The organism is Pseudomonas sp. AK-TSAG1-1, from assembly GCF_056821665.1.
Genome location: NZ_CM165965.1, coordinates 4,024,195 through 4,049,637 on the forward strand (window position 1 = coordinate 4,024,195; position 25,443 = coordinate 4,049,637).

The following is a 25,443-nucleotide window of genomic DNA, read 5'->3' on the forward strand; positions in this document are numbered from 1 at the left end:
TCACTGCGCGTCCTTGTGGCGCAGCACCAACCGCGCGCGGTCGAGCCACGGCCCGCCGAAGACAATGACCTCTGACGGCCTGCCGTACAGGTGATGCAGCAGGAACGGCCCGGGGCCGAACGTACCAGCATCCTCTCCCGGCAACGCCGGATCGGTGCCGAGAAAGATCCCGGCGTGGTTTGGGTAAACCGTGCGGCCCACCTCCATCACGATCATGTCGCCGCGCTGCGGCTGGTCGACGCGGTAGAAGCCGGCGGCCTCGTAATTCGCTTCGTACAGACTGGCGTTGTCCTTGCTCTCCCACCAGCCATCGGCGCGCTTGAAGGCTTCGAACTCCAGCCCCCACTCGCGCTTGTACCAATCGGCGCAGACCTGCCAGCAGTCCCAGGCGCCGTGCACGAAGGGTCGCTTGAGCAGCGGAGTTAGCGGCTCCGGCAGCACTTCCCTGAAGTCTCCTTCGGGCCAACTGAGAATCCACCATGGCAAAGCCGTAGCGCAGCACATGGCCAAGTCGCGCGGTGACGGCCTGCTGGTGGCGTCAGGATGCGAATGCACCACGCCGATCACCTCGCCGACGTCTTCGGCCGCCGCGTATTCCTCCGGGTCGATTCGAAATTCCTCGTTCGGCTCGGTCGAGACGTTGCGGCACGGGTAATACTGCTGCTTGCGGCCCACAGCCAGCAGCAGGCCGCAGCACTCTTTCGGGTACTCGGCCGCCGCGTGCGCCTGGATCGCGTTCAAAATGTGTTTACGCATATCAGCTCCGTGCGATCAGGGAAACGGCCGGGAAGCCACCAAACGGCAGCGGGTTGCCTTCTCCGAAGCGCGGAATGCAGCCCTTACCCAGCGTGGCGTCGCATTCGTCCAACTCCGGGTTATCGGTCACTACGCCGTCTTTCGTGACATACAGACCGGTGTAGCCGCAGTTCGGCCCACGGTAGCCTCCGGTGAGGCACCAGTGACAGAGCGTTGTCGACTGCCGTCCGATGGATTCATTGCCGACGTCGCCCGGACTGGCCAACTCCCACGTAACCGTCTCGCCATCCTCGTTCGTCTTCTGGTCGATGTACCAAACCTCGATCGTCTCTTGGGTTGGGTCTGCCGTTGGGTTGCCGGCCGGAAAGTTCGCAGCGTCGAGGTAGGAGCCGAGCGTGTGCCGCATGGTCAGCTTGAATTCGAGCAGATCCTCGAAAGCCAGACAGAGCGCAGTGATGCGCCCGTTGACGTTGCCCACCGACAGGGTTGGCCGCACAGCCGTGCCGTCGCCATTCGCCTCGATGCCTTCGATCTGCATCGGCCAGGCGCTGTACTCGTTGCCTTGCCAGTAGATCGCCTTCGCCGGAAGTTGGTCCGCGTTGTCGCCGGCAGCGATCAGCTCGGCCGCCGTGTGCGGGATCGCGTGCCCGTGGAAGCGCAAAACATCCGCGCCGTAGTCCGTGCCGTCCAATTCAAAGAGCAGCACTTCGCTGCCTGGCTCAAGTAGCTGGATGTCACTGATCAGCGGCATGATTGCCCCTTATGGTTGGAATGCCCGCTCAAACGTGGCGGTGAGTTTGAAAACGCCGCCGCCCATTGGTGTGGGAGCCGGATTTTTGCAGGTGAAGAGACCGAGCTCGCCGAGCGGTGTTGTCCAGAGAAACGCCCTCGCACCAGCGTGCCGGTCGAGGAACTTCATGATCTCCAGCACCTTGGCCTTTTGAACTACGCAGGTAACCGGGTACGAGTCCTCCTTGTTGTTAGGTCCGTCTCCGACGTTTTGCGCGTAGCCATTGCCGAACTTCGAGGTGCGAACCCGATAGTTGATATCGGGTGTTTCCCCGCGCTCGGTTGGCCAGTTGAATTTCTCGATGGCCATCAGGCCCTCCCATTTGCATTTCGGAAACTGGTACCGCCCGCGCGCCAAGAATCGGCCACGGCTTTCTCGGCCACAGCCTGCATCTGCGATTGCAGGTTTCTCGACAGGGCCTGCTGATCAATCTGCATCCCTTCGGAACTGCGATCTTCGGTCACTACCGTCACCGGTGCGCTGATACTGATTGCAGTGCCGGATCCGCCACCGGCAGCGATGACGCCCAACTTGCCGCTGGAAGTCCTGGTCAGAGGCATAACCGCCTCCGGACCGGCCTCCCCCATGACGCCCGCCCGACCTCCAGCCATACCGAAGGCGGTCGGCGTGCTGACAATGCTGTTGGTGAATGCGCCACCGTTGGCAAACATCTGCACACCGGATGACCAGGCGCCACCGAGGGCCTGAGGAAAGTAGCTACCGGAGTAGCCAGCCGAAGACGCGCCGAGATTCGACGACATTGCGCCAGCAGAACCAGCCGCGAGCCCATTCCCGCCGCCACCGCCAGTGAAGTAGCTGGTTGCGGCACCGACCAAGCTGCTCAGCAACGCCGAGCTGGCTTGCCGAGTCGCGATCCGCGCCATGTCCGCCAGAATCGACTTGGTGAAGTCAGCGAACGACAGTTTCCCGGTCATGGCGAAGTTGACGATCGCGTCTTCCATCGAGCTGAAGGCATTGCCGAACAGTGTTTTCGTCTGGCCGGCGATGTTGCCGGCCGAATCCAGATAATTGGCCCAGGCCGAGGTTGCGCCCTTGGTCCAATCACCCTGCGCCGCCTCCACGTCCGCGTAGTTCTGCCGGATCTGGTCGGTAGCGGCCTTGTTCGCGTCGGCGAGAGCCTGCGATTTTCGGGCAAACTCCTCTTCCGACATATTCCGCGACGGATCGGACTTCTGGTTTGCGAGCTCCAGCGACTGCTGAGCAAACCGGTCTTGCTGGCTGTTCAGTTCATTGTTCAGCGCATTCTGGCGATCCCCTTGGCCGACGCCGACAACGGCGCGCTGTCCCGCCAGTTCCAAAGCCCGCTGCTGTTGGGCCAAGGCCTGCACGTACGTCGTGATCGACCGCTCTTGTCGAGCAAGGCGTCCGGTCTCGTTCGTGGCCAGAACCTCAAGCTGGCTGTCAGCCTCCTTCTGCGCCTTGACCATCCCGGCTCGCGCATCGGCGATCTTCTGATCGAGCTGAATGCTTTGCGCAGCAGAAGTGGTTTTCTTCGCCTTGGCGGCTTCCAGCGCGGTGATTTCAGCCTCGTAGGCTGCGGTCACTTCATCGCGCTCGTTGCCAATCAGCGCTTCGCGTTTCAGGGCATAGTCAGCCTGAGAAACGAGTCCTGCCTTCTGCGCCGCGTCCAGCTCCTTCTGGGCGTTTTTGTACTCCTCGCTGATAGCCGCCAGATTGTTTTTGGCGTTGTTGAAACCGGTCAGATCGACTTGGGTGCCAGCGGCTTTAGGATCCTTGAACTGGTCGTTGATGTTCGCCAGGTTCTTGTCGATCGCCGCCTGATTTAGGCGCGGGTCGTTGGGAGCGACCTTGCGGATGTCTTCGAGTTGCCGCTTGTAGTCCTTGATCGCCTCGGTGCGTTTTTGCTCGTTCGTCCAAGCAGATTTGGTCAGGGAGTCGACCTTTCCCATGGCAGTAACGGCATCCTGCTGAGCCTTCGCCTGCTCGCCTTCCCATTTGGCGATGTCAGCTTCTGCTGCCTTTTGATCCTCAAGCATGTTCAGGCGGTTACGCCGAAACTCGATGAGGGCATCCTTCGATTTTTGGCTTTGAAACAAGCCGTCCATGGATTCAGCTTCACGGAGATCGTTCTGTGCGGTCTCGATCTCTGCATTGATGTCGCGACGGCCAATGTTCTTCAGTCCATCAGCGGCGCGGGCTACGGCGTTGTAACCCCTTTCCCAGAAGCTCAAGTTCTCCAGGATCTTCGGGGTGCGTTGATTGATTGCATCCGCGAACGATTCGGTCGCCAACTTCACAGCGCCGGCGTGGTCGCCCTGCTTCTCCAGTGCGGCGATCTGCGAGTAAACCGATGCGGTCAGGTAGTGGTACTGCTCGTTCAGCGCGGCGGACGCCTTGACTGGGTCGTCGGCGAGCTTGGCGAACTCGGCCACCGTCTCGCTGATAGCCTTGCCAGTGGCTTCCTGCATCGACACGGCAGCCTGGGTGATTCCGGTGAAACTCTCACCAGCGATCTTGCCGTTGTCGGCCAGCAACGCCAGCACGGCTGCGGCCTGGCCAGTGGTGCCAACCGTAGCGCTGACCTGGCGAGCCATATCACCCAACTGCCCGGCGCTCACACCGGCATAGTTGCCGGTCAGGATCAGCGATTTGTTGTAGCTGTCCTGCTCCTCGCTGCCCTTGTAGAAGGCGTATGCCAGCCCACCAACCGCCGCAGTAGCGAGCGCGATTGGCGCAAGCATCGCGAGCAACCCAGCAGCACCGGCGCCTGCACCGGCGCCCAACTGAGCAACCGCACGGACGCCACTGCCCCAGTCGCCAGACGACAGCGCATTTCCCAGCTGAACAACGTTTTCCTGAGCTTGGCGGGTGCCGAGACGCAGCTTGTCGAAGCTGGTGGTGGTTTTATTGAGCTTGTCGTAGTCCTTGTCGATCTTGCTCAGGGCGGTGTTGTACTCGTCCTGACTGATCCGGCCAGCATCCAGATGCTTGCCCAATTGCTCGACCTGGGTGTCCAGCTTCGCCAGCGCGGCGCGAGCCGGGTCAATGGCGCCCAGAAGGCTGTTCAGCGCCTTTTGCTCGTCCATGGCCGACTTGGCCAGAGCAACCTGCTGCTTGTCGAGCTGTGCCGAAATCTTCGCGGCCTCAGCCTCGCCATAAGCACCGGTTTTCGTCAGTTTTGCCAGCGCATCGCGTTGTTTCGCGAGATCCTGCGTGGTCTTGGCGCTGGTCGAAAGCGACTTCTCCAGCGCCTGCATTTCGTTCATCAGCGAAACGGCGGACTGCTCGGCCCGCCCGCCAGCTTTCGCCATATCATCCAGGCTGGTTTTTGCCTCGATTGCATCGGCCGAGTCGATCTTGATGCCGAGTTCGGAAATGTTCATCGACTCACCTTGAATAAGTGCCCGTGCTTACGGGCTGTTTTCCCTTTCCTCCGCCATGACGCGCAGGGCTTCGCCTTCCAGCACCTGCAGGTCAGGAAAGATTTCAGCGAGTTTCTTTTTCTTGATGCCGAGGAAGCCGGCAACGTCGCGGATGCAGTTGTAATCAAGGCCGATGGCGCCACCGGCGCCGACCCGCCACTGCGTGGACATTCGGTTGAACAGGAGGAAGGCCGGCCAGTTGCAAGGCCAAACCTCAACTCCTTCATCCGATAGGTCGGCAGCCGTGAGCCCGAGAATCGCCAACTGCTCAGCAGATGGGCCACTTTCGTATAACGCTCTGGCTGCCGCCGTCAGTTTCCCAAGCGGGCCTGATTGAATGCGCTCTGGTAGGTACTCACCACTGCCTCAGCGGTGCCCTGGCAAGACCTCACAAGGGCAATGATGCTCTTGTCGTCGAACTTGTCATCGAACGCCCAGCCAGCGACCAGATCCTTGATCTGCTGAACCTGATATTCGGTTTCAGCAGCAACGACATCCGACAACGTGGTGCCTTCCCCGAATCCCTCGCGCATTCCTTTCGCCTTCAAATTCCATTCGTCGAACAGAGCGGCGAGTGCCGGGCGATCCCGATACTTGAAAGTGAATTCGATTGCCTCGGGCTCACATCCAACGATTGGGATGTGTACTAGAGCCTTGAACGTGGGGTTCTGGGCGATCCTGATCTTTGCCATGGGAAATCCTTATGCGCCGGCCAGATAGCGGAGAGAGCGAGCCGAAAGCCCAATGCTTATGGTTCGAGTCATGACGTTGTTTCGCTCCATCGTCGGATCTGGAGTGATGCTCACATAACCCGGATAGAGGATCTGATCACCGTTGCGCAACTTCATGCGCACGACGGCCAGCTCCTTGGTGTCGTCGAAGCCTTCGACAGTCTCGACGTACTGAGCGGTTGGCTGATCCTCGACCACGATGGTAATCGTGGTTGGGTTGCGGTTCGTTGGAAACTGCTTGTCATCGTCATCTTCCAGGTAACCGACGGTTTGGTACTGCTGCTCACCGCCGGACGAGGTAAAAGAGGTGACTTTCGAGATCTGCGTCCACCCTGACACCGGAATCACGGAACCTACCCCTGCTCCGGCGGTGAATTTGTCGGTGTTGGTGGTATTGAGACCAGCCAGCGCAAAAGCATCGGCGGTAACGCCTGACGCCTTCACTGCACGGTCATTGATAAGCGCCCAACCGGAGTTGATCAGCAAAACGTCGCCGTTTTCGATGTCGTGCCCTACAGAGGCAGCAACTGGCGGTTTCGCATTGGTCAAAGCAGTGAAAGGGACGGCGGATCCCATGATGCTGGCGATCTCCAGCACGGCGCCGTTCGGCAGTGGGAAGCGTGCGGCCATGGTTTGTTTCCTCTTGAATGCCCGCCTGACGGCGGTAGGTTATGCCCCAGCGGGCGGTTGGTCTGCGACACCTGCGTAGGTGAAGCTGGCCGGGACCGTGTAGGTCGCCGACTCTGTGATGGTTGGCCCCTGATCTACCGGCTCAGTGATGAGTCCATCGAACCCGTTGCGGGCCAGTGGCGTGTCCACGCGAAAGAGCCGTGTCAGCTCTTCAAAGAGCGTCTCAGCGGTCGCCATGGCCTGGGCAGATGGACAGATGATGCTGATCTGATAGACGCCGGTGTATTCGTAGGCGTCCCCGCCGAGATAACGGCAGGTGGTGCTGGCTGGTAGCTGGAAGGCCCGCAGATAGGTTTCAGATGGACCCGGTGTGAATGGCTGACTCGAGTAGGCCACTCGTATTGGGCGCCCATTCGACCATGCGGCCAGCTTCGTTTCGATGGCCTGACGGGCGCGTGCGTGACTCATGCCTGATTGTTCCTGATGGCGTCCTGCACGATCTGCTGGAAGCGAGCCACGGTAACCCGGACCATACCGCCGGGGGCCTGCGTGGAATGGCCGAACTCCAGCGGAATTGCGTAGGGCAGGTTGTTGATGATGTAAGCGATCTGGCCGGCGGTGAAATCGCTCATCGCGGCGACCAAGGCGGCAACAGTTTCATTGCCGCTCGGGTCAACCTCGTCGAAGGTGACGCTTTCGACCACACCGAGGGAAATGTGCCAGTTCGCGCGGAATCGGCCGCCGACGTAGCCTTCCGGGGCAACGATATCCATGCCGTCATTGAGCTTGCGGCCTTTTTTGAGCCTGCCGCCCTTGGTCAGGTTGGCCGGGTCGCTGCGCAGCGCAGTGTTGTGGTCGTCGACAGCCTTGTTGTACTGAGTTGCGACAGCGTTCTGCGCCCAGATCTCCGGGTTGCCCACGGGCGACATGCGGATGAGGCTGCTGCCGACCTCGATGATGATCTCGCGAACGCTGGCATCGATGGCTTCGCTAGTCTGCGCGGCGAACTCGGCGAGGCTCAGGGCGAAGCTGCCGGATCGACCGGCACCCGCCCGACTCACGACCGCACCTGCAGTTCATACAAGATCGGCGTTCCGGCTGGATTGACCTCTTTCAGCGGCGGGACAATTGCCCATGTGCGGCCCTGGGCGACCACCTTGTCGAGCAGGCCCGGCACCCAGGCCAAACCCTGCGCGGCGATCTTCAGTTTCTTGTCGCCCTGCTTGATGAGGCTGTTGTTCTGGAATTCCTGACCAGTGAAATCGAGCAGGATGCCTTGAGCGGTCTGCTCGATGGTGGCGCCCTGTGAATCCCCACCTGTTTCAGGATCGTACTCGCCCGGCTCTGTCTTGCTGATGGTCACGGGTTGGCCGAACTCTGTGATCATCTCCAGAGCCATCACGGCCATTTCGTCGTAGAAGGCCATGTGGGCTCCGTTTCAGCTATGCGCGCACCGCAAACAGTCCGCGCTTCTGCAGGTAGTCGGCAAACTGGGTTGCGCTCGGGCGATCCGGCGCCGCTGGTAACAGTCGGCCGCTGGTGTTTGGGATCGTCGCGTATTCACGAGTTACCGCACCCTCGACACGCTCAAGCGTTACCGCGCCTTTGCGCTTCTCGATCGGGTCGACGTCGTCGGTGTGGATCTCGGCAGCCAAAGCCATCTGGCCGTACTGGATCCGCGCTGGCAGGTAGTTGTCGGGCTTGATCTCGCGGTCCAGCTCAACGCCCCGGCGCGGCCAGGATAGGGCCTGCTCGGTATTGGACTTTCGCCCTTTCCACGTCATACCGTCCATTGCCAGAGCGGCCCGGCGCAGCAGCGCTTCCTGCGCTGGCACCTCCGCCGGGATGGTCACGCCGAACTTCATGGCGTACATGGCCAGGTCTTCGGCGGACGCGTAGCTTTCGGCGTCGGGCTTGCCGGTGCCGTCCTCGATGATGAGAGTCATGAATCAGCTCGCTATTGTGTTCTGGATCGGATGCCACGTTACCGGGCACCCGGATTCTTACGCCTGCTGCAGGTCAGCAACTGCCTTTTCCAGCGATTCAACCGAAGCATTCGCTCGATACGGCACATCGGCGGCGTCGAGCTGCGCTTTGAGGTTCGCGATCTTCTCGGCATTGTCGACCGGTTCCGCTGCCGCCTTGAGGCGTGCAACTTCAGCGCGGAGCGATTCAACCTCGCCAGCCAGATTGTCACGTTCACCAGTAAGGGTTTCGAAACCTTCATGAATGGCTTTCAGCGCACCGAACAAGCGGATTGGCAGTTCGCCGGCGCACGGGTGTTCCAGCTCCGATTGCCCCTCGGCGGCGTCGATCAGCCGCAGTATACCGTCGCGCTCAGCGCGCAGCGTGACGTTGTCTTGCTCAAGGTCGGCGATAGCATCAGCATCACTCGAATCGACCGGTGGGCTGATCAAAGGCTTCAACACTGAGACTTCGACGCCCAATGCCTCATAGGCGTCTATCACCTTCGGCCAGTCGCCAATCACGACCGCATGGGTCACACCCGCTTCAGGCCGATCAAAGTGTGCCGGATTGCGGTAACGCTTTTCCGGATCGAAGTCCGAATTTTGAGTGGAGTAAACCAGTTCCATAAAAGTCTCCGTAGCGGCCATTGCTGGCCGCTGTCAGGGCCAGTATCAGCCGCCGGCTGGTGGCGTGGTGGTCAGGGTGATCAGCACGCCAGCAGTCACCTTGTTGCTGTTGGAATGCTTGACCCAGTTCGCAGCCGAACCCACAGCGGCGAGCGTAGGGTTCGCGCCGCCGGCGGCTTCCTTCCAGCTGTAGCCGAGCACATCGATGTTGACGGTGCCTTCAGCGCGGTAGCCGATACCCAGGTTCTCTTCGTCGTTCACCGCGTAAGAACGGAAGCCGGGCGCCTGGGATTCAGTGATCACAACAGCGTTTGGCAGCAGGCCGAAGATCACATCTGCGGGCGCGGTGTCGGTGACCAGCACCGGCTTGCCGAGAGTGCCTGGCAGGCCGCCGTAGATGACGACACCGGCCTCTTCGTAAACCTTGTTCGCGATCGCCTCGTCGACAATGTCGAAGTAAGCGCTGGAGTGCATGACCCACAGCGCGATGCGACCGAACTTGTCACCGAACTTGCGCATGCCGCGGGTCAGGGTCTTCTTGCCGTCGGTCTCGATGTTGGCCGAAACCACCATGTCAGCGTTGGAGCTGATCGAAGCGCGCAGCGCAGCGGTGGCGTACTGGATGAAGCCTTCCAGCGTGGCGTCGGCAACGTCGGCGCCGATGATCTGGGAGAACTCGTCGACCGGACGACCGCGGCGTTTGAAAGCCTCTTCGGTGGTCTGGTACGGGCCATACTTCCACGGGGCCTTGACGCCAACGGCTTCGCCCGCGCCGATCTTCTTCGCGGTAACCTTGCCGGTGGAGTTAACGTCGCGATGCTCCAGCGAGCCGCCGATCTTGTAGAAAGAGCGCTTGCGGAAATCGCCTTCGATCAGCTCGTTGTCGAGCACGATCGCACCATTGGACGATGCGTTGAACACGTCGAGGTTGTCCTGGACACGCTCCAGGTATGCAGTTTGCGCCTCATCGTTGTAGATGATCAGGTCGCTGTTAACAGTCGTTGCCATGGGTGAATCCCCTTACTTGGGCAATTGCAGGTATGCGGTTTGGCCGTGCTTGCGCTGGTAATCGCGCTTTTGCTCGGCAGTCATTTCGGAGCGCTTGAATGCAGCCTGGCCGCCACCCCCGCCCGGGGCTTGTGTACCTGAAGCCCTTGGCCACAGGTGAGGTGCGCTTTCGCGCAGGGATTCCGCCCATTCAAGCGGAGTCAGAGGGGTCTTGCCGTCTTTGCCGAGGATGACCTGGCCTGACTCATCAACGGCGACCGCTTCACCCTCTTCGTTCAGCGAGAACACGCCTTTGGAGCGCAGGATGATGTCGTCGGTTGCTTCAGGCAGAGCGCCGGCTTTAAGCGCTGCACCGCGTACCGAATCGCCTAGGACTTTGCCCTGGAACTTGGCGGCGAATGCTTCGGCCTTCTCGGCCCGCGCGGTGACAGTCTTCAACTGCTTGTCGTAGTCGCCACGCAGGCGCTCGGTGCGACGGTTGAACACCTCGTCTACCTTGCCCTCGGTCAGCAGCTTGGTTTCTTCGTCCTGGCCGGCTCGGCTGAGCAAACCTTTGACGGCGTCGATATCGATGCCCTCGAACTGGGTTTCGAACTTGCTGAGCTTGCCGGTGGTTTCCTTCAGCTTGCCCAGCAATTCGGAGTTCTTTGTTTTCAGACCAGATACGGAGGCCTCAACGGCGGTCGCGATAGCGGCCTTGATTGCCGGGTTGTCCAGGTCGATTTCGTTTTCTTCTGCCACGTTGATGCACCCCTTGGGTATGTGTTGCCAGCTTTGCAGGCATAAAAAAACCCGGCGCTTGGCCGGGCTTGATGTGAATTAGCGTTTGGGTATGCGATCTTCTTCGAGAACCGTCTGATTTAATCGCCTGAGCATTGGCATTAGCGCACCATGAAGGCCTGTCTTTGTGGCCTTCCGTCCCGAGAGCGCAGCCTGGATAAAACGCCCCGGGCCGTTGTAGATCTCCTCAAACGTTCCATCCCGATTCATTCGAATGCCGAGGTAATAATCAGGCACATGGTGCACCGGAAAAGTAAGACTGGTGCCGAAGGTGGTTTTGATTTGCACATTCCGACCATCGCGTGTGACGGCGTCATGGTGCTTGGTCAGGCCTTCACTCAGCGTCAGGTCATAAGCCAAGCTTGCGACCACTTCGCCGATGTCTCCGACAAGTCGACCATCCGGAGTGAAAGGTTTGCCCGGATAGGCTTCCTGAAGCATTGATACGGCGGTGAAAAGCCCCTTCAAGCCTTCTTCGATTTTCCTTTGAATGAACTGATCCATAACGGCTCCTTGGTATGAGCCACGATCCTATATCAGATTCCCGCACGCTCGAATGCCAGAGGCTCAAGCCCTTTCATTTGGGTCAAGGTCAGCGGAGCGAAGTTGCGATCAAGCTGCAGCTCTGCAAAGCGCTCGACGCTCAAACCGCCCTCGCGAAACAGCTTTGCCCGCACCGGCCCGATTGCCACGTCCTGAAACGACGCCGGCTGCTGCTGAAGCCAGTGGTAATAATCGAGGCTCGCGCTGACCTGTCCCGTTCCACCTGCACCCACCGCCGCACGCGTAGCGCCCTTGGCGAACATCTCACTGAGCTTGGTCAGCAGGACGAACGTAGTACGGCAGTTCGGGTGAAACGGAGGCCTCGGCCCGGAATCGACCGGAAACCGTCGCTTATCCATCGATCGACACTGCTGGCTAGTCTTGCTGTCCAGCGTCGCGACCATCTCGATCTCGGACACGATGTCCGTGTTGGCTTTGGCCACCTCGATGCGCGCCTGAGACGACACATGCTGAATAGCGGTGTGCACGACCGTGCTGGCATTGCGGTTGGTGGTGGCGAGAACCCCGTTCTTGTACCCGGCTGCCTGGGTGCCGCGAATGTTGCGGATAATCTGGAAGTTCGTTTGACCTTCGAAAAATCCCTGCCGAATCGTGCCGGTGACGCGCTCGCGCTCGGCACTGGTCCAGCCCTTGATGAACGACTTCAGCAGCTTGCCGCCACCGGTGCCGCGCACACTGAGGGGGTTGGTCAGCACCGCGGTGCGGATAGCCGCCGCCGTGGGCGCAACCACATCCAACGAGACTCCAACCGGCGCTGATCGGCCCAGGCTCGACGCCTCAAATTCTGCCTCGTAGTTGGCGATGTCGATCAGGTCGAGGTTCAGTTGCGCGCTGTAGCGGTCGAAGATGCCCAGCAGCAGACTGTCGACCTCTTTCAGCAGCGCTTCCAGCCGCTTCACGTTGTACTCGGTCAGATCCGACTGGGTGAGCCGGTCGCGGATCGAGCGGTCGATCTCCTTGAGGAAGGGCGCGAACTTGCCAACCTCCCCAGCCTTCAGCTTTTCGAGGAAGACCGCGTGCCGAATCGTGGCATCAAGGATTGCTTGGTTTGCCGCCATCTACTTTGTCCTCATCGTCCAGGCCCAGGCCGTCGCTCTGCTCGGCCAGCTCACCGTCGATCTGCTGATCCGAGCGCTCAGGCGCGATCAGGCCCAACTTACGCAGATAGGCTCGAAGATCTGCTTTGGCGAATCCGCCGTTCTGCCAGAGGCCGACCAATGCGGTGATCATCTGTGGATCAGCCGTCAGTTCTACGAACTCTTGGTTGATCTGATAAGCAACCTTCTCGTCGTCGACGCCCATGTAGGTGCAGCACCACATGATTGCCCGGGTGTACGCCTCGCTGACGTTCGCCACACAGCCGGCAAGCACCGACGTCGATGCAGACTGATCGCCGCGTGCTTCGGTCGCTGTCTTGGACGAGAGAGAGGCCACGACCATTCGGGCGCCCAGCTCGATCATCATCTGGTTCTTGTCGGCCATCGCCTCTTTGACCAGCGTGTTCGGCAATGGCTGCGCATAACCGAAGGCACCACCTGTTGGCAGCATCATCGGGGCGCGGGAGCCGACGTAAACGCCGTTCTTCTCCATCCAGTCGCGCCATTGTTCGTCCAAACCGGAAATCCATGGCTGAGCTTGGCCGCACCAGAAGACGCTGTCCTCGTAGTCGGCGCTGTTCCGGTAATGGCCCAAGTTGATCATGGCGATGTCGTACAGCGGAGACTCATCAATGCTTGGATCGTTGTTCTGCGCGCCGACGAAGGTGAACGGGATCTCCTTCAGGCGTCCGGCGGCACCGGCGGGTTTGAATTCCTGAACAACGGCCAGCGGCCCGCCACCTTTCGGCCCGGACCGGCGCCAAACGCGGCAGACAAAGCCATCATCCTCGAGAGCCAGTTCCCGGTACTGCTCGATCACCTTGAAGCCGAAGCCGTCTTCGATTTCCGGCGATTCGCGCAGCACCACCAGGGTCAGCACGCAGTGTCCGTTCACCATGCCCGTGCGCCAGTTGATGATGTCTTCTGCACAATACGACAGGATCACCGAGTGCCCACCGGTGCCGCTGTCTTGGTGATAGTCGACGTACAGACCATGCCGTCCAGCTTCAAGCACCTTTTCCAGCGTGCCCTGCGAGTGCTGGTAAATGCTCACCCCGGAGCCGTTGGCGTTGTCCTGCAGGTATTCCATCTTCTTGGTGACGGTCAGCGTCGGGTCTTTGTGAAACGCCAAACCGAGCAAGCCATTGCGCGTGTGACCGGTGGCGTTCTTGAACACCGCCCGTTCGCGATAGGCCTTGTTTCGATCTACGTTCTCTGGCGACTTGTCGTGAGCATTGATGTACGGCAGTCGGTCAACAACCCTGTGCTGACCGGCGCAAACATCGCGTACGGTTGCCCAGCGATCCAGCACTTCGATGTAGTCCGCCCGCTTGAAGGAGACGTCGTTGCTCATCGGGCGTATCCCATTTTGATAGCGGTGACCGGTTTGATGATCGGGTACTCGCGGTGAATGAAGTAACCGCCGCCGTCGTTGGCGTGGTCGTTTCCTTGGCTCTTGTCTGGCTCGCCGTTAGGCGCCCAGATCTGTTGTTCGAGGCCGTCGGCGTATGTCGGGCATGTAAACGGGTTGACCAGGTACCGCCGTTCGCCCTGCGCGTTGCAGAACATGGCATTCATGGCGTTGATCCGATCCTTCACCGGCGGGTTGGCCGCCGGCGCGATGACTGTGAAGCCCGCCTGCTTGAGCATGGCGATATCGGTGAGGCTGGCATTGACCGACTTGCGCGAATCGCCGGACGCGTCCGGGTAGATCCGGATCTCGCAGGTCTTTTTGTAGTCGTTGCCGGTGTGTTCCCAGTACCGCTCTTTGATCCGACGGATCATGTCCGGTGTGTCATAGCCATCCATCAACTCGTCCACGGCGCGCGGCAGGCCTTGATCACGTTTGACATGGGTGATCGCCGCCATCTTGCCGACGTTGAAGTCCATGCCGATGAACAGCGGCTCGCCTGGCTGGACCGTGTCGAAGCACTGGTTCAGCTTGCGGTCGTAGGCGTGGTAGATCGACCCTGACGTCAGGTTGACGAACTGGCCGTTCAGGTAAGCGCGGATCAGTTGCTCGGGGTACGACTCCATCAGCGAAGCGATGTAGTCGTCAGGCAGGTTCAGCTCGTTGTCGAAGGTGCTGGCCTGGATGAGCCCATACATTTCCTTCAGCGCCGGCTTGTCGCGCAGCTGCTTCACGAACTGGAGGAAGACGAACTTGAAGCCTTCCGGCGTCGTGGTCACATCCACGCCGTTCTTCAGCCCGGGGATGTTGTAACGCATCCGAGCAATGATCTTGCGCCAGGCCTGCTGCGCCTTGATCGACGTCAGCACGTCCAGCTCGTCGACCAGTGCGTGACCGATCTTGAAGCCGACGATGGTCTGCGGCTTCTCCATCGACCGGCAAATCACAGTGCCGCGATACTGCCGGCCGCTGTAAATGTGAACCTCATGGTTCGCCTGGTTGATCTTGGTCTTAAGCCCCCAGTCGTAGGCCACCTCCTCCATGGTGGGATAGAAGATGTCTCGAATCTGCGGGTAAGTCGGCGCGAAGTAGCCAGCATTGACGCCGGGCCACTCCATGAAATGCTTGCTCAGTGCTGAGCATCCGACCCAGGTCTTTCCCGAACCGAACCCAGCAACGAATGCGCGAAACTTGTGGGGCAACAGGAGGAACTGCGACTGCGGAACGTTAAGGCTCGGCATTCGGCTTCCTCGCATCCACTACGTCGACCTGAATGCGCGTCGGGATTGCCGGCTCATCATCAGGCTCATCCTTCCGGTGGCGATTGACGTAGACGTCGCCGACTTCCTTCGCAGCCTGCTCGAGGATCTGCATGGCCAGGCCGATGTTCTTCATCGTCTCGGCCTTCTCAACGAACCGGTTCATGGCTCGCAGACGATAGGCCCGGTTGGCGATCGGGATCTCGGCGGTTTCTTCGCGGAAGCGCTTGCGGGCATCTTCAAACATTGTCACCCAGCGCTTGGCCAGACCTTTCCCTGATGTCTTAGTGGGGTCGTGTGTCTCCACCTGCTGGCGGGTCACCGCTATCCCGTATTCCTTTTGGACGGCTTCAACAACCTGTGAAGGCGTGTCGAAGCACGCCAAGGCCTGAACGATAAAGGCCTTCACGTCGTTTTGAAGGGCTGCCATAGATTTTCATCCGTCCAGAGCCTGTCCAGAATCAGGCCGACTTGAGCAGACAGGTTCCGCAGGCCCTCGCAATGTTCATTTTCCCTACCTCGGCAGGATTGTTTGCAGCGTCCACCAGCTCTTGAACCGCAGGGCTTGCACCGTAGCGGCGAACAACACCGACGAACTCTTCAACGTCGTGTCCGCGCATCTCAAGCTTGGGCAAACCATCTTGGGTGAACTTGGGTGCGCCGTACTGATCCTTCGCTTGGGCGATGTGGTACAGCTCATGCTCGACCAAGGCGCAGAAGTCAGCATCGGAGCAGTCGGCGCAGTAGTCGGCTGCCAGCGTGATGATGTAGGCCGGCACGTCGCCGAACCAATCCAGCATCTGCTGTTCCATCCGGGCCTTCTGCCAACCGCCGGCGCGGAACGCTACCTGCTCTGCCTGGCCGACGACTGTGCGCCCCTTCTTTGTGAAAGCAGCAGACGCCCACATTACACGAAGGTCCGCATCGATCAGATGGGCGTGCTCGCCGTTGTGAATGCTACCGGTGTCGGCAAGGATCTCCGCCTGGAGCCAGCTCCAAACCTCAGGTGCTGGAGTCAGGCGAATGCTGAAGTTCGATAGTTCAGACAGCTCAAGCAATGACAAGGGAGGGTATGGCCTATCCATGGGTCACCTTGAACTTGAAATAGTGGCGCATTGCCGGTATTTGTGGGGTTCAACTCAATCGCAAGGAAAGCAGTATGGGTATTTCGGAAGACGCAAAAGTCGCTGTCAAATCTGTGAAAGGTAATCCGAACCTGTCCAGATCAAGCGCCGTCGCAGCGGCCATAGGACTGATTGCGTTACAGGCCCAAGCGGGCAAAGTAGATGACCTAGAAAAGGCCCTAGACAAACTTTCCTGTCTTGCTACAAAGATCCAGAATGCAGCAATGTAATTGAATGGTGCCGCATTCACACGCGGCACACCTACCGTGCGTACACATTCCAGAACCACTCTTCAATGATCCGGCGCAGCACTGGTTCGGTAAGCTCCGCTGCTGGCGTGTCGCCGGCGATCACTGATCGCACCATCTCAGACGGCAGTACGTGGACACCGTTGTCAGCCGTTACCGTCAGGTGGGGGCGCTGGTCAGCGATGTCGTGGATGTCTGCGGTCATACCTCCACCATCTTTTTGGTCTGTGCATGGGCGTGTCCGTGCACCTCGGCGAAGATTAGGCCCTAAGGTGAGCCGGCAGCCTTCGCTGCGTCGGGAGCTCTGGCGATCGCGCTATCCAGCTCGGTCAGGGCCTTGTTGATGTCCTGGTTCAATGGGAGCAAATTGTGCAAGCGAGTTACGTTGGTCATGTGGACTCCAGTGTCGCGACACAATTTTCCGATTCGCGATACGTGTCGCGTTATCTGTGATATTGCTGTGCAAGGCGCTGACGAAAAGTATCCACAAGGTGCACAATCCGCCCCTAATTTCAGGTCAGAATTTTGATGCCGATAGACTCAGCAACTGCAATGGCTCACGCCCGGGCAAATTTCAGATACCTAGACGAAGCCGAGACGGAAGACCAGCTTTCACAGCTGAAAAAAGGGGCGTCCGGCTATCATCTTTCGCTACTCAGAGCGAAGCTGATAAGCGATGACCAAATGTGTGCCCTGTCAGAAGAGCTCGATCGACTATGCCGCTTGCGGTCAGAATCCCTCTCATCACCACACAGACTCCGCTAACACTCGCGCCTTCTCCATTCGTCTCTTTCCCGCTTGAAAATATACATTTCCCGATTAATGTGAATGAATTGATCAGGAGTATTCCCATGGACGAAAACTTCGTAGTCCAGAAAAGGCCCACGAGTATCGGTGCGATTCAAAATTTTTATTATCGAATCGTCAATGTGAAAACAGGCGAATCGCTACCCGCAACTTTTTTCAGCCAAGAACAAGCCGACATCCAGTGCCTTCGACTGAATACAGATGCGTGCATGCCCTCTTCAATCGCTGACTTTGCCGTCTGATTCGCAACCCGACTGGTTGAAAAAGACTGCTCTCATTCCACCTTACGGGCCGGCAACCTTAAGTCAGTCACTCGGTCTGCGATGTTCCTGATCTTCTCCACTCCTAGAAAGCCTACCCAGCCGCCTGCAAAGGTGGCCATACTTTGAGGCAAGCCGAAGAAGTCCAGGCCGCTGATGATAGTCAATGTTAAGCAGCCGCAGATGGCGCCTTCAACCAGCATCTGGCGACGAGTTCCGCCCCCGTATGTGATTCGCAACACGGCCATCGCGCAGGAAAGCGCAGCCGCATAGAGGATCGGCGAATGCTGGCTCAACCACGCAAGCGCTATCGCCCATGTGTCTGGTTTGTCTGGCATGTTTGTCATCTCATTTCCTCCCCGTGAGGGAGTGGTTATTGATGGTCGAACGCGGCCTGCGAACGTGATTTGCTGTTAAACGTGATTTAAATCAAATAGCTACAGATTGTTCGACAATTCTTTGAATTTTTTTGATAGCGCAAAATCATTAGTTCATGAGCAATAGGAGGCCTCATGAAACACGCCGAAGTCTTTGTCGTCGAATACAAGCTCCACGGAGAGCCTAAGTCGTTCATCATCCGAACTAAGGTGATGAACAATTCAGAAGCCTGGCAATGGGCTAGCTGTGACGTAGGTATTGCACCCATCCCAAAACCAGGACGCCCTCCCCTCAAGCGCTTTACAAGGCCGATGGCAGAGCGCTTCGGGATTAGCGATGTGCAGTGGCGTGAATCAACCCCCGTTGCATGGGAGGAGGAATACGCGAACGCGAAATAGCAGATAGCCCTAACGGTGCAGAACACCCTGCTGCTTACGAGTTGCCGGCTATCGACGTCGAGGCTTACTCGAGAGCTGTCCTGGCTACAGGTAAATTCAAGGCAATAAAAAACCCGGCGCAACGGCCGGGTTTCTCTCAACGCCTGTCATCGGAGAGCGGTGTCGGCTCATCCGCTTCTGGGGTAACCCTCTCAGGGGGGGCTTTCCAGTCCTCTGGACGATCATCCGGCGGATTCTTCAGAGGGTCATATTTGTTTGGATCGTCAGGATCAAGTATCGGCTCATCCGTACCTGGTTCTGTTTTGGACGGCACAGAATTTTGAGTTTGGTCCTCGAAGCTCGAATCGGTAGACATAACCACCTCACCAATGAAGACCCATAAAGATTGGGCCGTAATCGTTGGAAGCCGTGCGAGTCACCGAGTGCTTTCACACAGATGAGCGGGCGATAAAAAACCCGACGCGGTGGCCGGGTTTCGAAGATGCCGTGCACTGGATGTAAGTTGCGCAGTATGGGAAAAGTACATCAAATTCCCCACCATAGCAACACCTTTATGCCGCATTCTCTGAATTTTCTGCGTGAATAACCTGCCATACAGGCTGTTGAGCCTGAATATCCACTTCCTTGATGACTTTTCTTAGGAAATTCCAGATGTCGAGCCAATCACGATCCCAGTGCTTGGGCTGGATAGCGATACCGTACAGCTTCATCATGGCGTCGGACACACGTGCCGGCCCCCAAGCATCGCCACCGTTTGCCTCGGCCTTGTAGGACTGTAGAGCAACAGTGATCAAGCAATGCACCTTTGCCGCCTTGGCGTCGGTGAGCGCGCCGAAGTCAGTGTCCGACCAGATCAGCTTCTCGGCGTTGAGCATGTGCACGACGGTCATACACGGGTGGTAGAGGTAGTGCCCCAACTGCTGCACCTGGAACGGCAGCGACTCGATTGCCTTTTGCACCTTGCCCATGGTCACGAGATGAGCGGCTCGATGTGTCGAACGGCCAATAGGCGTGCGGCGCGTCTCAGCAATGTGGATCTTCTGGCGCACAGCCATGATGCGCTCTTCCTTGTCCTCGCCCTGGGCGGCAAAGATGATCTCTCGAAGCGCGGCCTTTTCCTTTCTGACGACAGTCGCGGATTTTGCCCGGTCGGCCGCCGCCGCACTGATTGAGGCGTTCGACTCATGCTGTGCGTCTGTCCACGCTTGACGTGCGTTGATCAATTTCATGCTGCCTGCCCCTTTTTCAGTTCACGGGTCTTGGCCCGGTATTCAGCCCTGATGGTTTTGATTTCTTCGACGGTGTACTTGCGGGGCTCATGAGGCCCTTCGAGCCATGCAACTGTTTCGGCGTCGATGCGCTGTACCAACCGAATACGGTACTCGACCGCGTTACCGGACAGGTTGCGGTTGCACTTCACGCACTGGCGGTGGATGTTCAGCGGCTCGAAGCGCAGCTCCGGGCAGGCACCAACAGATCGGTAGTGCCCAGCGTCCCAGCGGCTGCCCGTCATCAGGTCGCTGTCGTTCGGCATCGAGTCGCAGCTGATGCAAGGGAGGTGCGCGTCACGCAGGCGAACGTACTCGTTCACAGCGGCCTGGGCTTCTCGCAAGTGATCCGCCCTGCTCTTCAGCTTCTCCTTGCGCACCTGGATCTCGCGGCGATTTCGCTGGGCGATGGCCTTGCGGGCTTTCTCGCTGTTCGCCGGCGCATGGGCCAGCGCGCATTTCGGGCTGCACACCACCTGCGTGGTGTTGAACATCGGGGCGAACTTCTCGCCGCAGGCCTTGCAGATTTTCTGCTTCACATCCTTGATGGCAGTCCGCATCAGTACCGCCCTCCCCACTTGTCCTGCTCCGTCCAGCGCACGTCATGCTCGGCGCCGAAGGCATGCATCAGCTCGAATAGATCGCTGAACCACTTCTGCGACTGCTTGCGGGTCGATACGGCCATCACGACAAAGCCACCGTCGAGCCCAGGCTCCGCGCGCTGCTTCTCCAGTGAGGCGCTGAAAAGGAACTTCCAGTCCTCACTGGTGAGCTTCTTGCCGTGCCAGATCACCTGCTCTGAGACGTCCTTGAGCATTGCCCACATTTTGCGGTTGCAGACGTCCGGGCGTTTCTCGTCGCGGATCACCACCACCTTCGGCTTGCTCAGGTCGATGGCATGCAGCGCGCCGGCGAGGCGGCTGATGTCGCTCCGGTCGCGGATCGTGTACTCGGGATTCATGGCTGCACCACCTTGCTTGGGAGCGATTCAATCATTTCGCCGAGTTGCTTCGTCAGGCGCTCGTTCTCGGTCAACAGCTCCAGCGCCACCTCGTCCACGGTCTTCTCGCCGAGAAAGTCCTGAAGAGCCTCAGTGTTACGTTTCCAGGTCGCGCAATCTGCGCGGTATGACGCGGCTTCAGCCCAGAGCAATTTCTGGAGTTTCTGTTTGTCGATGGTCATTGAGCAGCGCTCCTTGCTTTCAATTGTTCGGCCTGCTGAATCAGCAACGCCCGGCGATCGGCCAGCTCATTGGCTGCCAAAATTCGCAGTTCTGTTTTTTCCTTGTCCGAGGCTTTGCGCATGGCCAGCATCGAGTCCTTCACCGCGGCGAGCTTCTCCCGCAGTTTTGGGGAGGGCCGTGCTACCTCGCCGGTGAGCAGCGCGACGACGGCACGGCCGTCTTCAGTGACCGGCGCGACACTCAAGTCGGCCAGGTACTGCTGAGCGCGCTCCTGTGGGATTCGCTGCATTTGCACAGCTTTGGTGATCGCCTGCATGCGGCGGTTGGCGTCGAAGCCGACAGACACATGCCAGTTCACCTCCTTGCTGTCCTCCCGGGCTTGCCCTACCAGACGCTCGTAAGCGCTGTTGAACGCCATGCGCGCACCAACCTTGTCGCCGGCATCGAGGACAGGTTTTGCAGCAGCCAAGGCGAGCTGAATTTCATCGGTCAGCACCACGGTTTCAAATTCATCGTTGGTGGTCATGGCGATCGCCCATGCTTCGTCCTTGCCCGGGCGGCCGTCAGCGGCCTGCACTCGCTGGAGGATGTCGGCCATCGCCAGCTTGCCTTTCACTTCGAAACGGCAAGCCTTCAGCGCAGCTTTCACGGATGGCACCGAGTAAGCGCAAAGGTCTTCGGCCATCATCGCCGCGGTGCCTGGGTTCATTTCCTGCCCCATGGCCTCGGCGGTGGCGCAGATCGCTGCTGCGAGGCTGGCAACCTGCTGATCATTCATTTCAAATGTACTCATTGCGTTCCCCTGCTTTGCGCTTGGCCAAGACCATTTGTGCGGCCTGCTCAGCGGCGGACACGTTCGCCTCGGTGCGCTCCATCTGGCGTGCGGTTGTCCCGTTGATGCGCTGACCGGTCACCCACTGGGTGTGGTAGCTCTCGGCGTTGGCCAGCAGTTCGTTGAGGCTGTGGCACTTGCGCAGGACGCCGGCGTCGCTGGTCTTCAGGTAGTGAGCGGCGACGTGGTGGGCGACATCGGCGCCGAGCCGGTCGACCAGTTGGCCGAGTTGGCCACCAACCTTGGCGTTCCACACCGGCCAGGTGCTGTAGCGCTTGCGGTAGGCCATGGCGTAGTTCGCCCAGACCTTGAAGGTTTTGCAGGACTGGTCTTTGGGGCCTGGCATGTCGGCGGGAATCTCAACCCGTGGCGTATCGGTACGATCGACCACCAGCACTAGGTTGCGGGCCGGCTTGTCCGGGCTGACTTGCAAGTCCTGACTGGTATCCTGATTGGTACCCTGATGATTGGTATCCTGATTTGTCGGAGATTTTTCCGACCTTGGCTCGGATTTTTCTCCGACCTTGCTCGGATTTTTTTCCGAGGTAGATCGGATTTTTTTCCGACCTTCGTTCTTCGGTGGGGTCGGATATTTTTCCGACCCATCCAGTTTCTGGTTCCACTCAATCGCCTTCTCGGTCAGGCGGAACAGCGTGATGTTCGAAGTACTGGAAAGCTCAATCAGACCGGCCTCTTCTAGGGCCTTCAGCATGCGGTAAGCGGTGTCCGGCTTATCGGTAAGAAGCGGCAGCTCCTCGATGATCTTGGCCTTGCTCAGCGCGAAGAAAATCCCGTCGTCAGTCTTGATTGGCTTGGTCCAGCTCGGGCATCCGTAGACGAAGGCGAACAGCAGGGCCTGCTGAGAATTCAGCCTCCACTCCAGCGCCTTCACCTGATTGATGGTGACGGTGAACTGCATCTCAGGTGTTCCTGACGTGAACGGAAAAGATAAAAGCTTGCGACACGTTTTGAGAACTCTGAAAACGTGTCGCGACATTGGTTGGGGTATTGCTGGAATTGGGTTGGCTCTGCATAATCGGGCCTCTCTAGTTTTGCAAATGAGCCGACCTTCTCCGTCGGCTTTTTTGTGCCCGGGATTTAGGCAATCTTCAAATTCGGTCGGTGTTTCGCGAGCAGTGCTTCCGCCTTCCGGCCAAGCTCCCCTGCTCGCGCTTCAACTTGACGGCAGTGCTCGGCGAACGCGGGCAGGTGCGGCAGGTCTTCTTCGCACATCACCTGGTCGTCAAATACTTCGCTGCCGGTGTCGATTACATCGCCCAGTGCGCGGATCAGCGCACCGAAGCTTTTGTTGGCGCATTGGTCGCTCTGCATTTGGCGGGCACCGGTCAATCCATGGCGGGCTGCCAGTTCGTTGATGCAGTTGTCGCGGTACTCGGGCTTCAGAGCATTCACCCAAGACTCCTCAAGCCAAGACGGCATCTCCTGATCGCCGGAGAGCCAGCGCTGAACACGTTTCAGCCAGCGGCCGGTTGCCTTTACGAACTCGTCGATATCGTTCAAACGCGCCAATTCACTGAAGTCCGGGACTTTTGCCTCCTTGATCCTGTCCGCAGGAACACTCAGATAGATCTCCCGGGCCAGCAATTGCGCGAAATGGTCCTGGCTCAAGCTGGTGCGCGCGATCTGGTTTTGAGCGTGCGCGATCAGAACCTGATCACGGGTCTGTACGATGTGTCCTGGACTGGACGTTTCCATGGGGACTGTTCTCTTCTAATGTGGCTTCAACGGATTGGCGGACAGGGATGACACTTAGGCGGCCATCTCGGCCCAAGGAAACGACGGACACAGGTTTTCTTTTTTGAAAACACCTTCGGTCAGCGCCTCCGCACGTTTGGCAATAACCGGAGACATGCCGTGCTTCCCCCGAACCCATCCGGAAACGGTGCTTTGATCAACCTTGAGCTTTTCGGCGGTGGCCTCCTGGGTGCCGAAGTAGTCAACGAGGCCCTTGTAAATTGCGTTCATGATGCCCCTCCATACGGGAATACCCATATATTAGGTTATGGGAATACCGATTTGCAAGGGTATGGGAGCGCCCGTAATACTTCGCGAATGGAATTCAAAGACCGACTCAAAGCAGCCCGCCGCCACGCCAAGCTCAATCAGACTGAGCTCGCAGAGCGCGCCGGCCTCACGCAGACCTCAATCTCAGATTTGGAGAGGGGTAAATCGAAAGCGACTGCCTTCGCAGCTCAGATCGCCTCAGTTTGCGGCGTATCCCCTATGTGGCTCGCAGAAGGCGTCGGCGACATGGTAAAGGGCGCGACTGAACAGCATCCTGAGCGAATCCAGCCCAGCATAAAATTGGGAACCATCGAGACCTGGGACGACGAAACCCCGCTCGATGACGATGAGGTCTACGTCCCCTTCCTACATGAAGTCGAGCTGGCGGCCGGATCGGGCAGATTTGCCATCGAGGAAAACGCCAACTCACGTCTGCGCTTCAACAAGAAAGATTTGCGTAATAACGGCGTTCAGTTCAGCAACGCGAAGTGCGTTAAGGTCGGCGGCAACAGCATGATGCCCGTGCTGCGCGACGGCGCCACGGTTGGCGTGAACGTCGGCAAGAATTCACTGAGCGATATAGTCGACGGCGAAATGTACGCTATCAATCACAATGGACAGCTTCGTGTGAAGCAGGTCTACCGCATCCCAATAGGGCTACGCCTGCGCAGCTTCAACCGCGACGAACATCCGGACGAGGACTACACGTTCCAGCAGATCCAGGAACAGCAGATATCGATCTTGGGGCATGTGTTTTGGTGGGCGATGTACTCGCGCTGATGGATGAATTTTGAGGGAAACGGATGTCTATTCCTGCACTAGACGCCAGAGGACTTCTTCCTGGTGGCGTACATCTCGGTACGTTGCGAGATATCGAGCAGCGCTTTCTTTTCAATCAGTACAGGTCTGACCTTTACTACCAGGTTAAGGGTTTTCTCGACGGTGAGCTGTGAGAAAAGGCTTTTGGACTACAGCTTGTACTGGGCGGAAGCTTCTTCTCCGACAAAGAGCACCCGGCCCATAGCCGGGCTTCCTGTTTCTGCCCGACTGCCTTCCGCCCTCGAGCCTCTCACTCGCCTATGCTCAGTTCTTTCCTCCCATCCTTAAAAGCTGACTGCCCCTGAGCGGCAATGACGAATGGAGCTCTTTGCACATCGTAAAATGAAGATTTCTTCATCATCGGTCAAAGCTGCTTTTGATCGAGAATTAAAGCTCGGCAAATGTGTCTATTTGTTACAAACAACAAGGACTTGCCGCCATGAAATTTTCAAAACTCTGCCAAACGCTGTGCAACTGGTCGGGAAGCCCACGAACCTTCCTTGCTGCGGTGGTATTGATAATGATTTGGGCCAGCACCGGCCCGATGTTCCACTACAACGACACCTGGCAACTGATCATCAACACCTCAACAACGATCATCACGTTCCTGATGGTCTTTCTGATCCAAAACACCCAAAACCGTGACAATGACATCCTTCATCTTAAAATTGACGAGCTTATCCGCGCCAACAAGGAAGCCCAGAACGCGGCGCTGAACCTTGAGGCAATGGGAAATAAGGAGCTAAGAGATCTGAGGAAAGAATACACGACGATTGGGGAGAGCGAGACGATGTGCGTACAGCCGCTTCCTCTTCAGGACGCCACCGGAGACACCTCACCTCCAACCATAACCCCTTGATCGTGGCTCGAGAGCGCAAGGGGGTCGCCGCAATTCCTTTTGTGAGTTCGCTTGACCCCCTCGGCGCCTGACCTACACTCTCCCCGCCGGCAGTAGGATAGTAGGTGTTTTCCAAACGCCCAATTCTGCAGTAACGAGGGACGTTCGGATGACGAATTACGAAATGGATTCCGGAAACCATTGAATAAACGGGGCGAACTCCGAAAAGCCAAACGAGT

Annotated in this window: 35 protein-coding genes; 5 read left to right on the forward strand and 30 right to left on the reverse strand. The window is 58.4% G+C overall.

Going from position 1 to position 25,443, the window contains the following annotated elements; all coding sequences use genetic code 11:
* From AC1UK9_RS17875 to AC1UK9_RS17970, 20 genes are all read right to left on the reverse strand, one after another.
* Complete coding sequence (locus tag AC1UK9_RS17875; RefSeq protein WP_482578174.1) at positions 1–756, reverse strand: C40 family peptidase; 756 nt, start codon at positions 754–756, stop codon at positions 1–3.
* Between the two features lies 1 nt (position 757).
* Complete coding sequence (locus AC1UK9_RS17880) at positions 758–1,507, reverse strand: phage minor tail protein L (RefSeq protein ID WP_482578175.1); 750 nt, start codon at positions 1,505–1,507, stop codon at positions 758–760.
* A 9-nt stretch (positions 1,508–1,516) separates the two neighbouring features.
* A complete protein-coding gene (locus tag AC1UK9_RS17885) occupies positions 1,517–1,855 on the reverse strand; it encodes a phage tail protein (RefSeq protein ID WP_482578176.1) in 339 nt (112 codons plus the stop codon).
* Positions 1,855–4,911, reverse strand: a complete 3,057-nt coding sequence (locus AC1UK9_RS17890) for a phage tail tape measure protein (RefSeq protein ID WP_482578177.1) — start codon at positions 4,909–4,911, stop codon at positions 1,855–1,857. Before AC1UK9_RS17890 ends, AC1UK9_RS17885 begins: the two co-directional genes overlap by 1 nt.
* 27 nt (positions 4,912–4,938) lie before the next feature.
* On the reverse strand, positions 4,939–5,208 hold the full coding sequence (locus AC1UK9_RS17895; RefSeq protein WP_439822014.1) for a DUF1799 domain-containing protein: 270 nt from the start codon (positions 5,206–5,208) through the stop codon (positions 4,939–4,941).
* Between the two features lie 53 nt (positions 5,209–5,261).
* Positions 5,262–5,642 (reverse strand): phage tail assembly chaperone, encoded by a 381-nt coding sequence (locus AC1UK9_RS17900; RefSeq protein ID WP_482578178.1) that lies wholly within the window; start codon positions 5,640–5,642, stop codon positions 5,262–5,264.
* A gap of 9 nt (positions 5,643–5,651) precedes the next feature.
* Complete coding sequence (locus AC1UK9_RS17905) at positions 5,652–6,311, reverse strand: phage tail protein (RefSeq protein WP_482578179.1); 660 nt, start codon at positions 6,309–6,311, stop codon at positions 5,652–5,654.
* 39 nt (positions 6,312–6,350) lie between these two features.
* Complete coding sequence (locus AC1UK9_RS17910; protein ID WP_482578180.1) at positions 6,351–6,779, reverse strand: phage tail terminator-like protein; 429 nt, start codon at positions 6,777–6,779, stop codon at positions 6,351–6,353.
* Positions 6,776–7,372 (reverse strand): hypothetical protein, encoded by a 597-nt coding sequence (locus tag AC1UK9_RS17915; protein WP_482578181.1) that lies wholly within the window; start codon positions 7,370–7,372, stop codon positions 6,776–6,778. Before AC1UK9_RS17915 ends, AC1UK9_RS17910 begins: the two co-directional genes overlap by 4 nt.
* Positions 7,369–7,737 carry a hypothetical protein gene (locus AC1UK9_RS17920; RefSeq protein WP_482578182.1) on the reverse strand — a complete coding sequence of 123 codons (369 nt, stop codon included), beginning with the start codon at positions 7,735–7,737 and terminating at the stop codon, positions 7,369–7,371. The genes AC1UK9_RS17915 and AC1UK9_RS17920 overlap by 4 nt, the downstream gene beginning before the upstream one ends.
* Before the next feature lie 16 nt (positions 7,738–7,753).
* Positions 7,754–8,257 (reverse strand): DnaT-like ssDNA-binding protein, encoded by a 504-nt coding sequence (locus AC1UK9_RS17925; protein WP_482578183.1) that lies wholly within the window; start codon positions 8,255–8,257, stop codon positions 7,754–7,756.
* Positions 8,258–8,314: 57 nt separating this feature from the next.
* A complete protein-coding gene (locus AC1UK9_RS17930; protein WP_482578184.1) occupies positions 8,315–8,905 on the reverse strand; it encodes a hypothetical protein in 591 nt (196 codons plus the stop codon).
* Positions 8,906–8,950: 45 nt separating this feature from the next.
* Positions 8,951–9,913 carry a major capsid protein gene (locus AC1UK9_RS17935; protein WP_003225242.1) on the reverse strand — a complete coding sequence of 321 codons (963 nt, stop codon included), beginning with the start codon at positions 9,911–9,913 and terminating at the stop codon, positions 8,951–8,953.
* A 12-nt stretch (positions 9,914–9,925) separates the two neighbouring features.
* Positions 9,926–10,654 carry a hypothetical protein gene (locus tag AC1UK9_RS17940; protein ID WP_482578185.1) on the reverse strand — a complete coding sequence of 243 codons (729 nt, stop codon included), beginning with the start codon at positions 10,652–10,654 and terminating at the stop codon, positions 9,926–9,928.
* 78 nt (positions 10,655–10,732) lie between these two features.
* Positions 10,733–11,197, reverse strand: a complete 465-nt coding sequence (locus AC1UK9_RS17945) for a DUF6998 domain-containing protein (RefSeq protein WP_482578186.1) — start codon at positions 11,195–11,197, stop codon at positions 10,733–10,735.
* A 32-nt stretch (positions 11,198–11,229) separates the two neighbouring features.
* The gene (locus AC1UK9_RS17950) at positions 11,230–12,315 is read right to left on the reverse strand and encodes a minor capsid protein (RefSeq protein WP_482578187.1); all 1,086 of its coding nucleotides are present in this window, start codon (positions 12,313–12,315) and stop codon (positions 11,230–11,232) included.
* Positions 12,290–13,708: a DUF4055 domain-containing protein gene (locus tag AC1UK9_RS17955; protein ID WP_482578188.1), complete on the reverse strand. Its 1,419-nt coding sequence runs from the start codon at positions 13,706–13,708 to the stop codon at positions 12,290–12,292. The genes AC1UK9_RS17950 and AC1UK9_RS17955 overlap by 26 nt, the downstream gene beginning before the upstream one ends.
* Positions 13,705–15,006: a terminase large subunit domain-containing protein gene (locus AC1UK9_RS17960; protein WP_122855075.1), complete on the reverse strand. Its 1,302-nt coding sequence runs from the start codon at positions 15,004–15,006 to the stop codon at positions 13,705–13,707. The genes AC1UK9_RS17955 and AC1UK9_RS17960 overlap by 4 nt, the downstream gene beginning before the upstream one ends.
* Positions 14,993–15,454 carry a DUF2280 domain-containing protein gene (locus AC1UK9_RS17965; protein WP_482578189.1) on the reverse strand — a complete coding sequence of 154 codons (462 nt, stop codon included), beginning with the start codon at positions 15,452–15,454 and terminating at the stop codon, positions 14,993–14,995. The genes AC1UK9_RS17960 and AC1UK9_RS17965 overlap by 14 nt, the downstream gene beginning before the upstream one ends.
* Positions 15,455–15,485: 31 nt before the next feature.
* The gene (locus tag AC1UK9_RS17970; protein ID WP_482578190.1) at positions 15,486–16,109 is read right to left on the reverse strand and encodes a putative metallopeptidase; all 624 of its coding nucleotides are present in this window, start codon (positions 16,107–16,109) and stop codon (positions 15,486–15,488) included.
* A gap of 74 nt (positions 16,110–16,183) precedes the next feature.
* On the opposite strand from AC1UK9_RS17970, the gene AC1UK9_RS17975 reads away from it, so the two are divergent.
* On the forward strand, positions 16,184–16,378 hold the full coding sequence (locus AC1UK9_RS17975) for a hypothetical protein (RefSeq protein ID WP_482578191.1): 195 nt from the start codon (positions 16,184–16,186) through the stop codon (positions 16,376–16,378).
* A 31-nt stretch (positions 16,379–16,409) separates the two neighbouring features.
* Here the strand turns inward: AC1UK9_RS17975 and AC1UK9_RS17980 are convergent, their stop codons facing one another.
* A complete protein-coding gene (locus tag AC1UK9_RS17980) occupies positions 16,410–16,601 on the reverse strand; it encodes a hypothetical protein (RefSeq protein ID WP_482578192.1) in 192 nt (63 codons plus the stop codon).
* 646 nt (positions 16,602–17,247) lie between these two features.
* Between AC1UK9_RS17980 and AC1UK9_RS17985 the strand changes: the two genes are divergently transcribed.
* Positions 17,248–17,445 (forward strand): hypothetical protein, encoded by a 198-nt coding sequence (locus AC1UK9_RS17985; protein WP_482578193.1) that lies wholly within the window; start codon positions 17,248–17,250, stop codon positions 17,443–17,445.
* 32 nt (positions 17,446–17,477) lie between these two features.
* On the opposite strand, the gene AC1UK9_RS17990 is transcribed toward AC1UK9_RS17985, so the two are convergent.
* The gene (locus AC1UK9_RS17990) at positions 17,478–17,810 is read right to left on the reverse strand and encodes a phage holin, lambda family (protein WP_482578194.1); all 333 of its coding nucleotides are present in this window, start codon (positions 17,808–17,810) and stop codon (positions 17,478–17,480) included.
* Positions 17,811–17,975: 165 nt separating this feature from the next.
* Here AC1UK9_RS17990 and AC1UK9_RS17995 point away from each other — a divergent pair, with 165 nt between their 5' ends.
* Positions 17,976–18,239, forward strand: coding sequence for a DUF6555 family protein (locus AC1UK9_RS17995; protein ID WP_482578195.1), 264 nt, complete (start codon positions 17,976–17,978; stop codon positions 18,237–18,239).
* A 551-nt stretch (positions 18,240–18,790) separates the two neighbouring features.
* On the opposite strand, the gene AC1UK9_RS18000 is transcribed toward AC1UK9_RS17995, so the two are convergent.
* The 8 genes from AC1UK9_RS18000 to AC1UK9_RS18035 form a co-directional block, all read right to left on the reverse strand.
* Positions 18,791–19,468: a hypothetical protein gene (locus AC1UK9_RS18000; RefSeq protein ID WP_482578196.1), complete on the reverse strand. Its 678-nt coding sequence runs from the start codon at positions 19,466–19,468 to the stop codon at positions 18,791–18,793.
* The gene (locus AC1UK9_RS18005; protein WP_482580494.1) at positions 19,465–20,067 is read right to left on the reverse strand and encodes a recombination protein NinG; all 603 of its coding nucleotides are present in this window, start codon (positions 20,065–20,067) and stop codon (positions 19,465–19,467) included. The genes AC1UK9_RS18000 and AC1UK9_RS18005 overlap by 4 nt, the downstream gene beginning before the upstream one ends.
* Positions 20,067–20,468, reverse strand: coding sequence for a recombination protein NinB (locus AC1UK9_RS18010; protein WP_482578197.1), 402 nt, complete (start codon positions 20,466–20,468; stop codon positions 20,067–20,069). The genes AC1UK9_RS18005 and AC1UK9_RS18010 overlap by 1 nt, the downstream gene beginning before the upstream one ends.
* Positions 20,465–20,689 (reverse strand): hypothetical protein, encoded by a 225-nt coding sequence (locus tag AC1UK9_RS18015; RefSeq protein WP_482578198.1) that lies wholly within the window; start codon positions 20,687–20,689, stop codon positions 20,465–20,467. The genes AC1UK9_RS18010 and AC1UK9_RS18015 overlap by 4 nt, the downstream gene beginning before the upstream one ends.
* Positions 20,686–21,483: a hypothetical protein gene (locus AC1UK9_RS18020; protein ID WP_482578199.1), complete on the reverse strand. Its 798-nt coding sequence runs from the start codon at positions 21,481–21,483 to the stop codon at positions 20,686–20,688. The genes AC1UK9_RS18015 and AC1UK9_RS18020 overlap by 4 nt, the downstream gene beginning before the upstream one ends.
* Positions 21,470–22,441, reverse strand: coding sequence for a phage replication protein (locus AC1UK9_RS18025; RefSeq protein WP_482578200.1), 972 nt, complete (start codon positions 22,439–22,441; stop codon positions 21,470–21,472). The genes AC1UK9_RS18020 and AC1UK9_RS18025 overlap by 14 nt, the downstream gene beginning before the upstream one ends.
* 179 nt (positions 22,442–22,620) lie before the next feature.
* Positions 22,621–23,238, reverse strand: a complete 618-nt coding sequence (locus AC1UK9_RS18030; protein WP_482578201.1) for a hypothetical protein — start codon at positions 23,236–23,238, stop codon at positions 22,621–22,623.
* Positions 23,239–23,292: 54 nt separating this feature from the next.
* Entirely contained in the window at positions 23,293–23,508 is a 216-nt protein-coding gene (locus AC1UK9_RS18035; RefSeq protein ID WP_482578202.1) for a hypothetical protein, read from the reverse strand.
* An 87-nt stretch (positions 23,509–23,595) separates the two neighbouring features.
* Here AC1UK9_RS18035 and AC1UK9_RS18040 point away from each other — a divergent pair, with 87 nt between their 5' ends.
* Positions 23,596–24,327, forward strand: coding sequence for an XRE family transcriptional regulator (locus AC1UK9_RS18040; RefSeq protein ID WP_482578203.1), 732 nt, complete (start codon positions 23,596–23,598; stop codon positions 24,325–24,327).
* 478 nt (positions 24,328–24,805) lie between these two features.
* Complete coding sequence (locus AC1UK9_RS18045; protein ID WP_482578204.1) at positions 24,806–25,225, forward strand: low affinity iron permease family protein; 420 nt, start codon at positions 24,806–24,808, stop codon at positions 25,223–25,225.
* Positions 25,226–25,443 lie beyond the last annotated feature (218 nt).

Coding starts and splice junctions, on each gene's coding strand:
- AC1UK9_RS17880 (WP_482578175.1), bottom strand. CDS start 1,507: ATGCCGCTGATCAGTGACATCCAGCTACTTGAGCCAGGCAGCGAAGTG.
- AC1UK9_RS17945 (WP_482578186.1), bottom strand. CDS start 11,197: ATGGATCAGTTCATTCAAAGGAAAATCGAAGAAGGCTTGAAGGGGCTT.
- AC1UK9_RS17885 (WP_482578176.1), bottom strand. CDS start 1,855: ATGGCCATCGAGAAATTCAACTGGCCAACCGAGCGCGGGGAAACACCC.
- AC1UK9_RS17925 (WP_482578183.1), bottom strand. CDS start 8,257: ATGACTCTCATCATCGAGGACGGCACCGGCAAGCCCGACGCCGAAAGC.
- AC1UK9_RS18020 (WP_482578199.1), bottom strand. CDS start 21,483: ATGAGTACATTTGAAATGAATGATCAGCAGGTTGCCAGCCTCGCAGCA.
- AC1UK9_RS17935 (WP_003225242.1), bottom strand. CDS start 9,913: ATGGCAACGACTGTTAACAGCGACCTGATCATCTACAACGATGAGGCG.
- AC1UK9_RS17980 (WP_482578192.1), bottom strand. CDS start 16,601: ATGACCGCAGACATCCACGACATCGCTGACCAGCGCCCCCACCTGACG.
- AC1UK9_RS17910 (WP_482578180.1), bottom strand. CDS start 6,779: ATGAGTCACGCACGCGCCCGTCAGGCCATCGAAACGAAGCTGGCCGCA.
- AC1UK9_RS18035 (WP_482578202.1), bottom strand. CDS start 23,508: ATGAACGCAATTTACAAGGGCCTCGTTGACTACTTCGGCACCCAGGAG.
- AC1UK9_RS18010 (WP_482578197.1), bottom strand. CDS start 20,468: ATGAATCCCGAGTACACGATCCGCGACCGGAGCGACATCAGCCGCCTC.
- AC1UK9_RS17960 (WP_122855075.1), bottom strand. CDS start 15,006: ATGCCGAGCCTTAACGTTCCGCAGTCGCAGTTCCTCCTGTTGCCCCAC.
- AC1UK9_RS17950 (WP_482578187.1), bottom strand. CDS start 12,315: ATGGCGGCAAACCAAGCAATCCTTGATGCCACGATTCGGCACGCGGTC.
- AC1UK9_RS17900 (WP_482578178.1), bottom strand. CDS start 5,642: ATGGCAAAGATCAGGATCGCCCAGAACCCCACGTTCAAGGCTCTAGTA.
- AC1UK9_RS17875 (WP_482578174.1), bottom strand. CDS start 756: ATGCGTAAACACATTTTGAACGCGATCCAGGCGCACGCGGCGGCCGAG.
- AC1UK9_RS17975 (WP_482578191.1), top strand. CDS start 16,184: ATGGGTATTTCGGAAGACGCAAAAGTCGCTGTCAAATCTGTGAAAGGT.
- AC1UK9_RS18025 (WP_482578200.1), bottom strand. CDS start 22,441: ATGCAGTTCACCGTCACCATCAATCAGGTGAAGGCGCTGGAGTGGAGG.
- AC1UK9_RS17985 (WP_482578193.1), top strand. CDS start 17,248: ATGGACGAAAACTTCGTAGTCCAGAAAAGGCCCACGAGTATCGGTGCG.
- AC1UK9_RS18005 (WP_482580494.1), bottom strand. CDS start 20,067: ATGCGGACTGCCATCAAGGATGTGAAGCAGAAAATCTGCAAGGCCTGC.
- AC1UK9_RS18040 (WP_482578203.1), top strand. CDS start 23,596: ATGGAATTCAAAGACCGACTCAAAGCAGCCCGCCGCCACGCCAAGCTC.
- AC1UK9_RS17920 (WP_482578182.1), bottom strand. CDS start 7,737: ATGGCCTTCTACGACGAAATGGCCGTGATGGCTCTGGAGATGATCACA.
- AC1UK9_RS17955 (WP_482578188.1), bottom strand. CDS start 13,708: ATGAGCAACGACGTCTCCTTCAAGCGGGCGGACTACATCGAAGTGCTG.
- AC1UK9_RS17930 (WP_482578184.1), bottom strand. CDS start 8,905: ATGGAACTGGTTTACTCCACTCAAAATTCGGACTTCGATCCGGAAAAG.
- AC1UK9_RS17965 (WP_482578189.1), bottom strand. CDS start 15,454: ATGGCAGCCCTTCAAAACGACGTGAAGGCCTTTATCGTTCAGGCCTTG.
- AC1UK9_RS18015 (WP_482578198.1), bottom strand. CDS start 20,689: ATGACCATCGACAAACAGAAACTCCAGAAATTGCTCTGGGCTGAAGCC.
- AC1UK9_RS17890 (WP_482578177.1), bottom strand. CDS start 4,911: ATGAACATTTCCGAACTCGGCATCAAGATCGACTCGGCCGATGCAATC.
- AC1UK9_RS18030 (WP_482578201.1), bottom strand. CDS start 23,238: ATGGAAACGTCCAGTCCAGGACACATCGTACAGACCCGTGATCAGGTT.
- AC1UK9_RS18000 (WP_482578196.1), bottom strand. CDS start 19,468: ATGAAATTGATCAACGCACGTCAAGCGTGGACAGACGCACAGCATGAG.
- AC1UK9_RS17970 (WP_482578190.1), bottom strand. CDS start 16,109: ATGGATAGGCCATACCCTCCCTTGTCATTGCTTGAGCTGTCTGAACTA.
- AC1UK9_RS17905 (WP_482578179.1), bottom strand. CDS start 6,311: ATGGCCGCACGCTTCCCACTGCCGAACGGCGCCGTGCTGGAGATCGCC.
- AC1UK9_RS17990 (WP_482578194.1), bottom strand. CDS start 17,810: ATGACAAACATGCCAGACAAACCAGACACATGGGCGATAGCGCTTGCG.
- AC1UK9_RS17995 (WP_482578195.1), top strand. CDS start 17,976: ATGAAACACGCCGAAGTCTTTGTCGTCGAATACAAGCTCCACGGAGAG.
- AC1UK9_RS18045 (WP_482578204.1), top strand. CDS start 24,806: ATGAAATTTTCAAAACTCTGCCAAACGCTGTGCAACTGGTCGGGAAGC.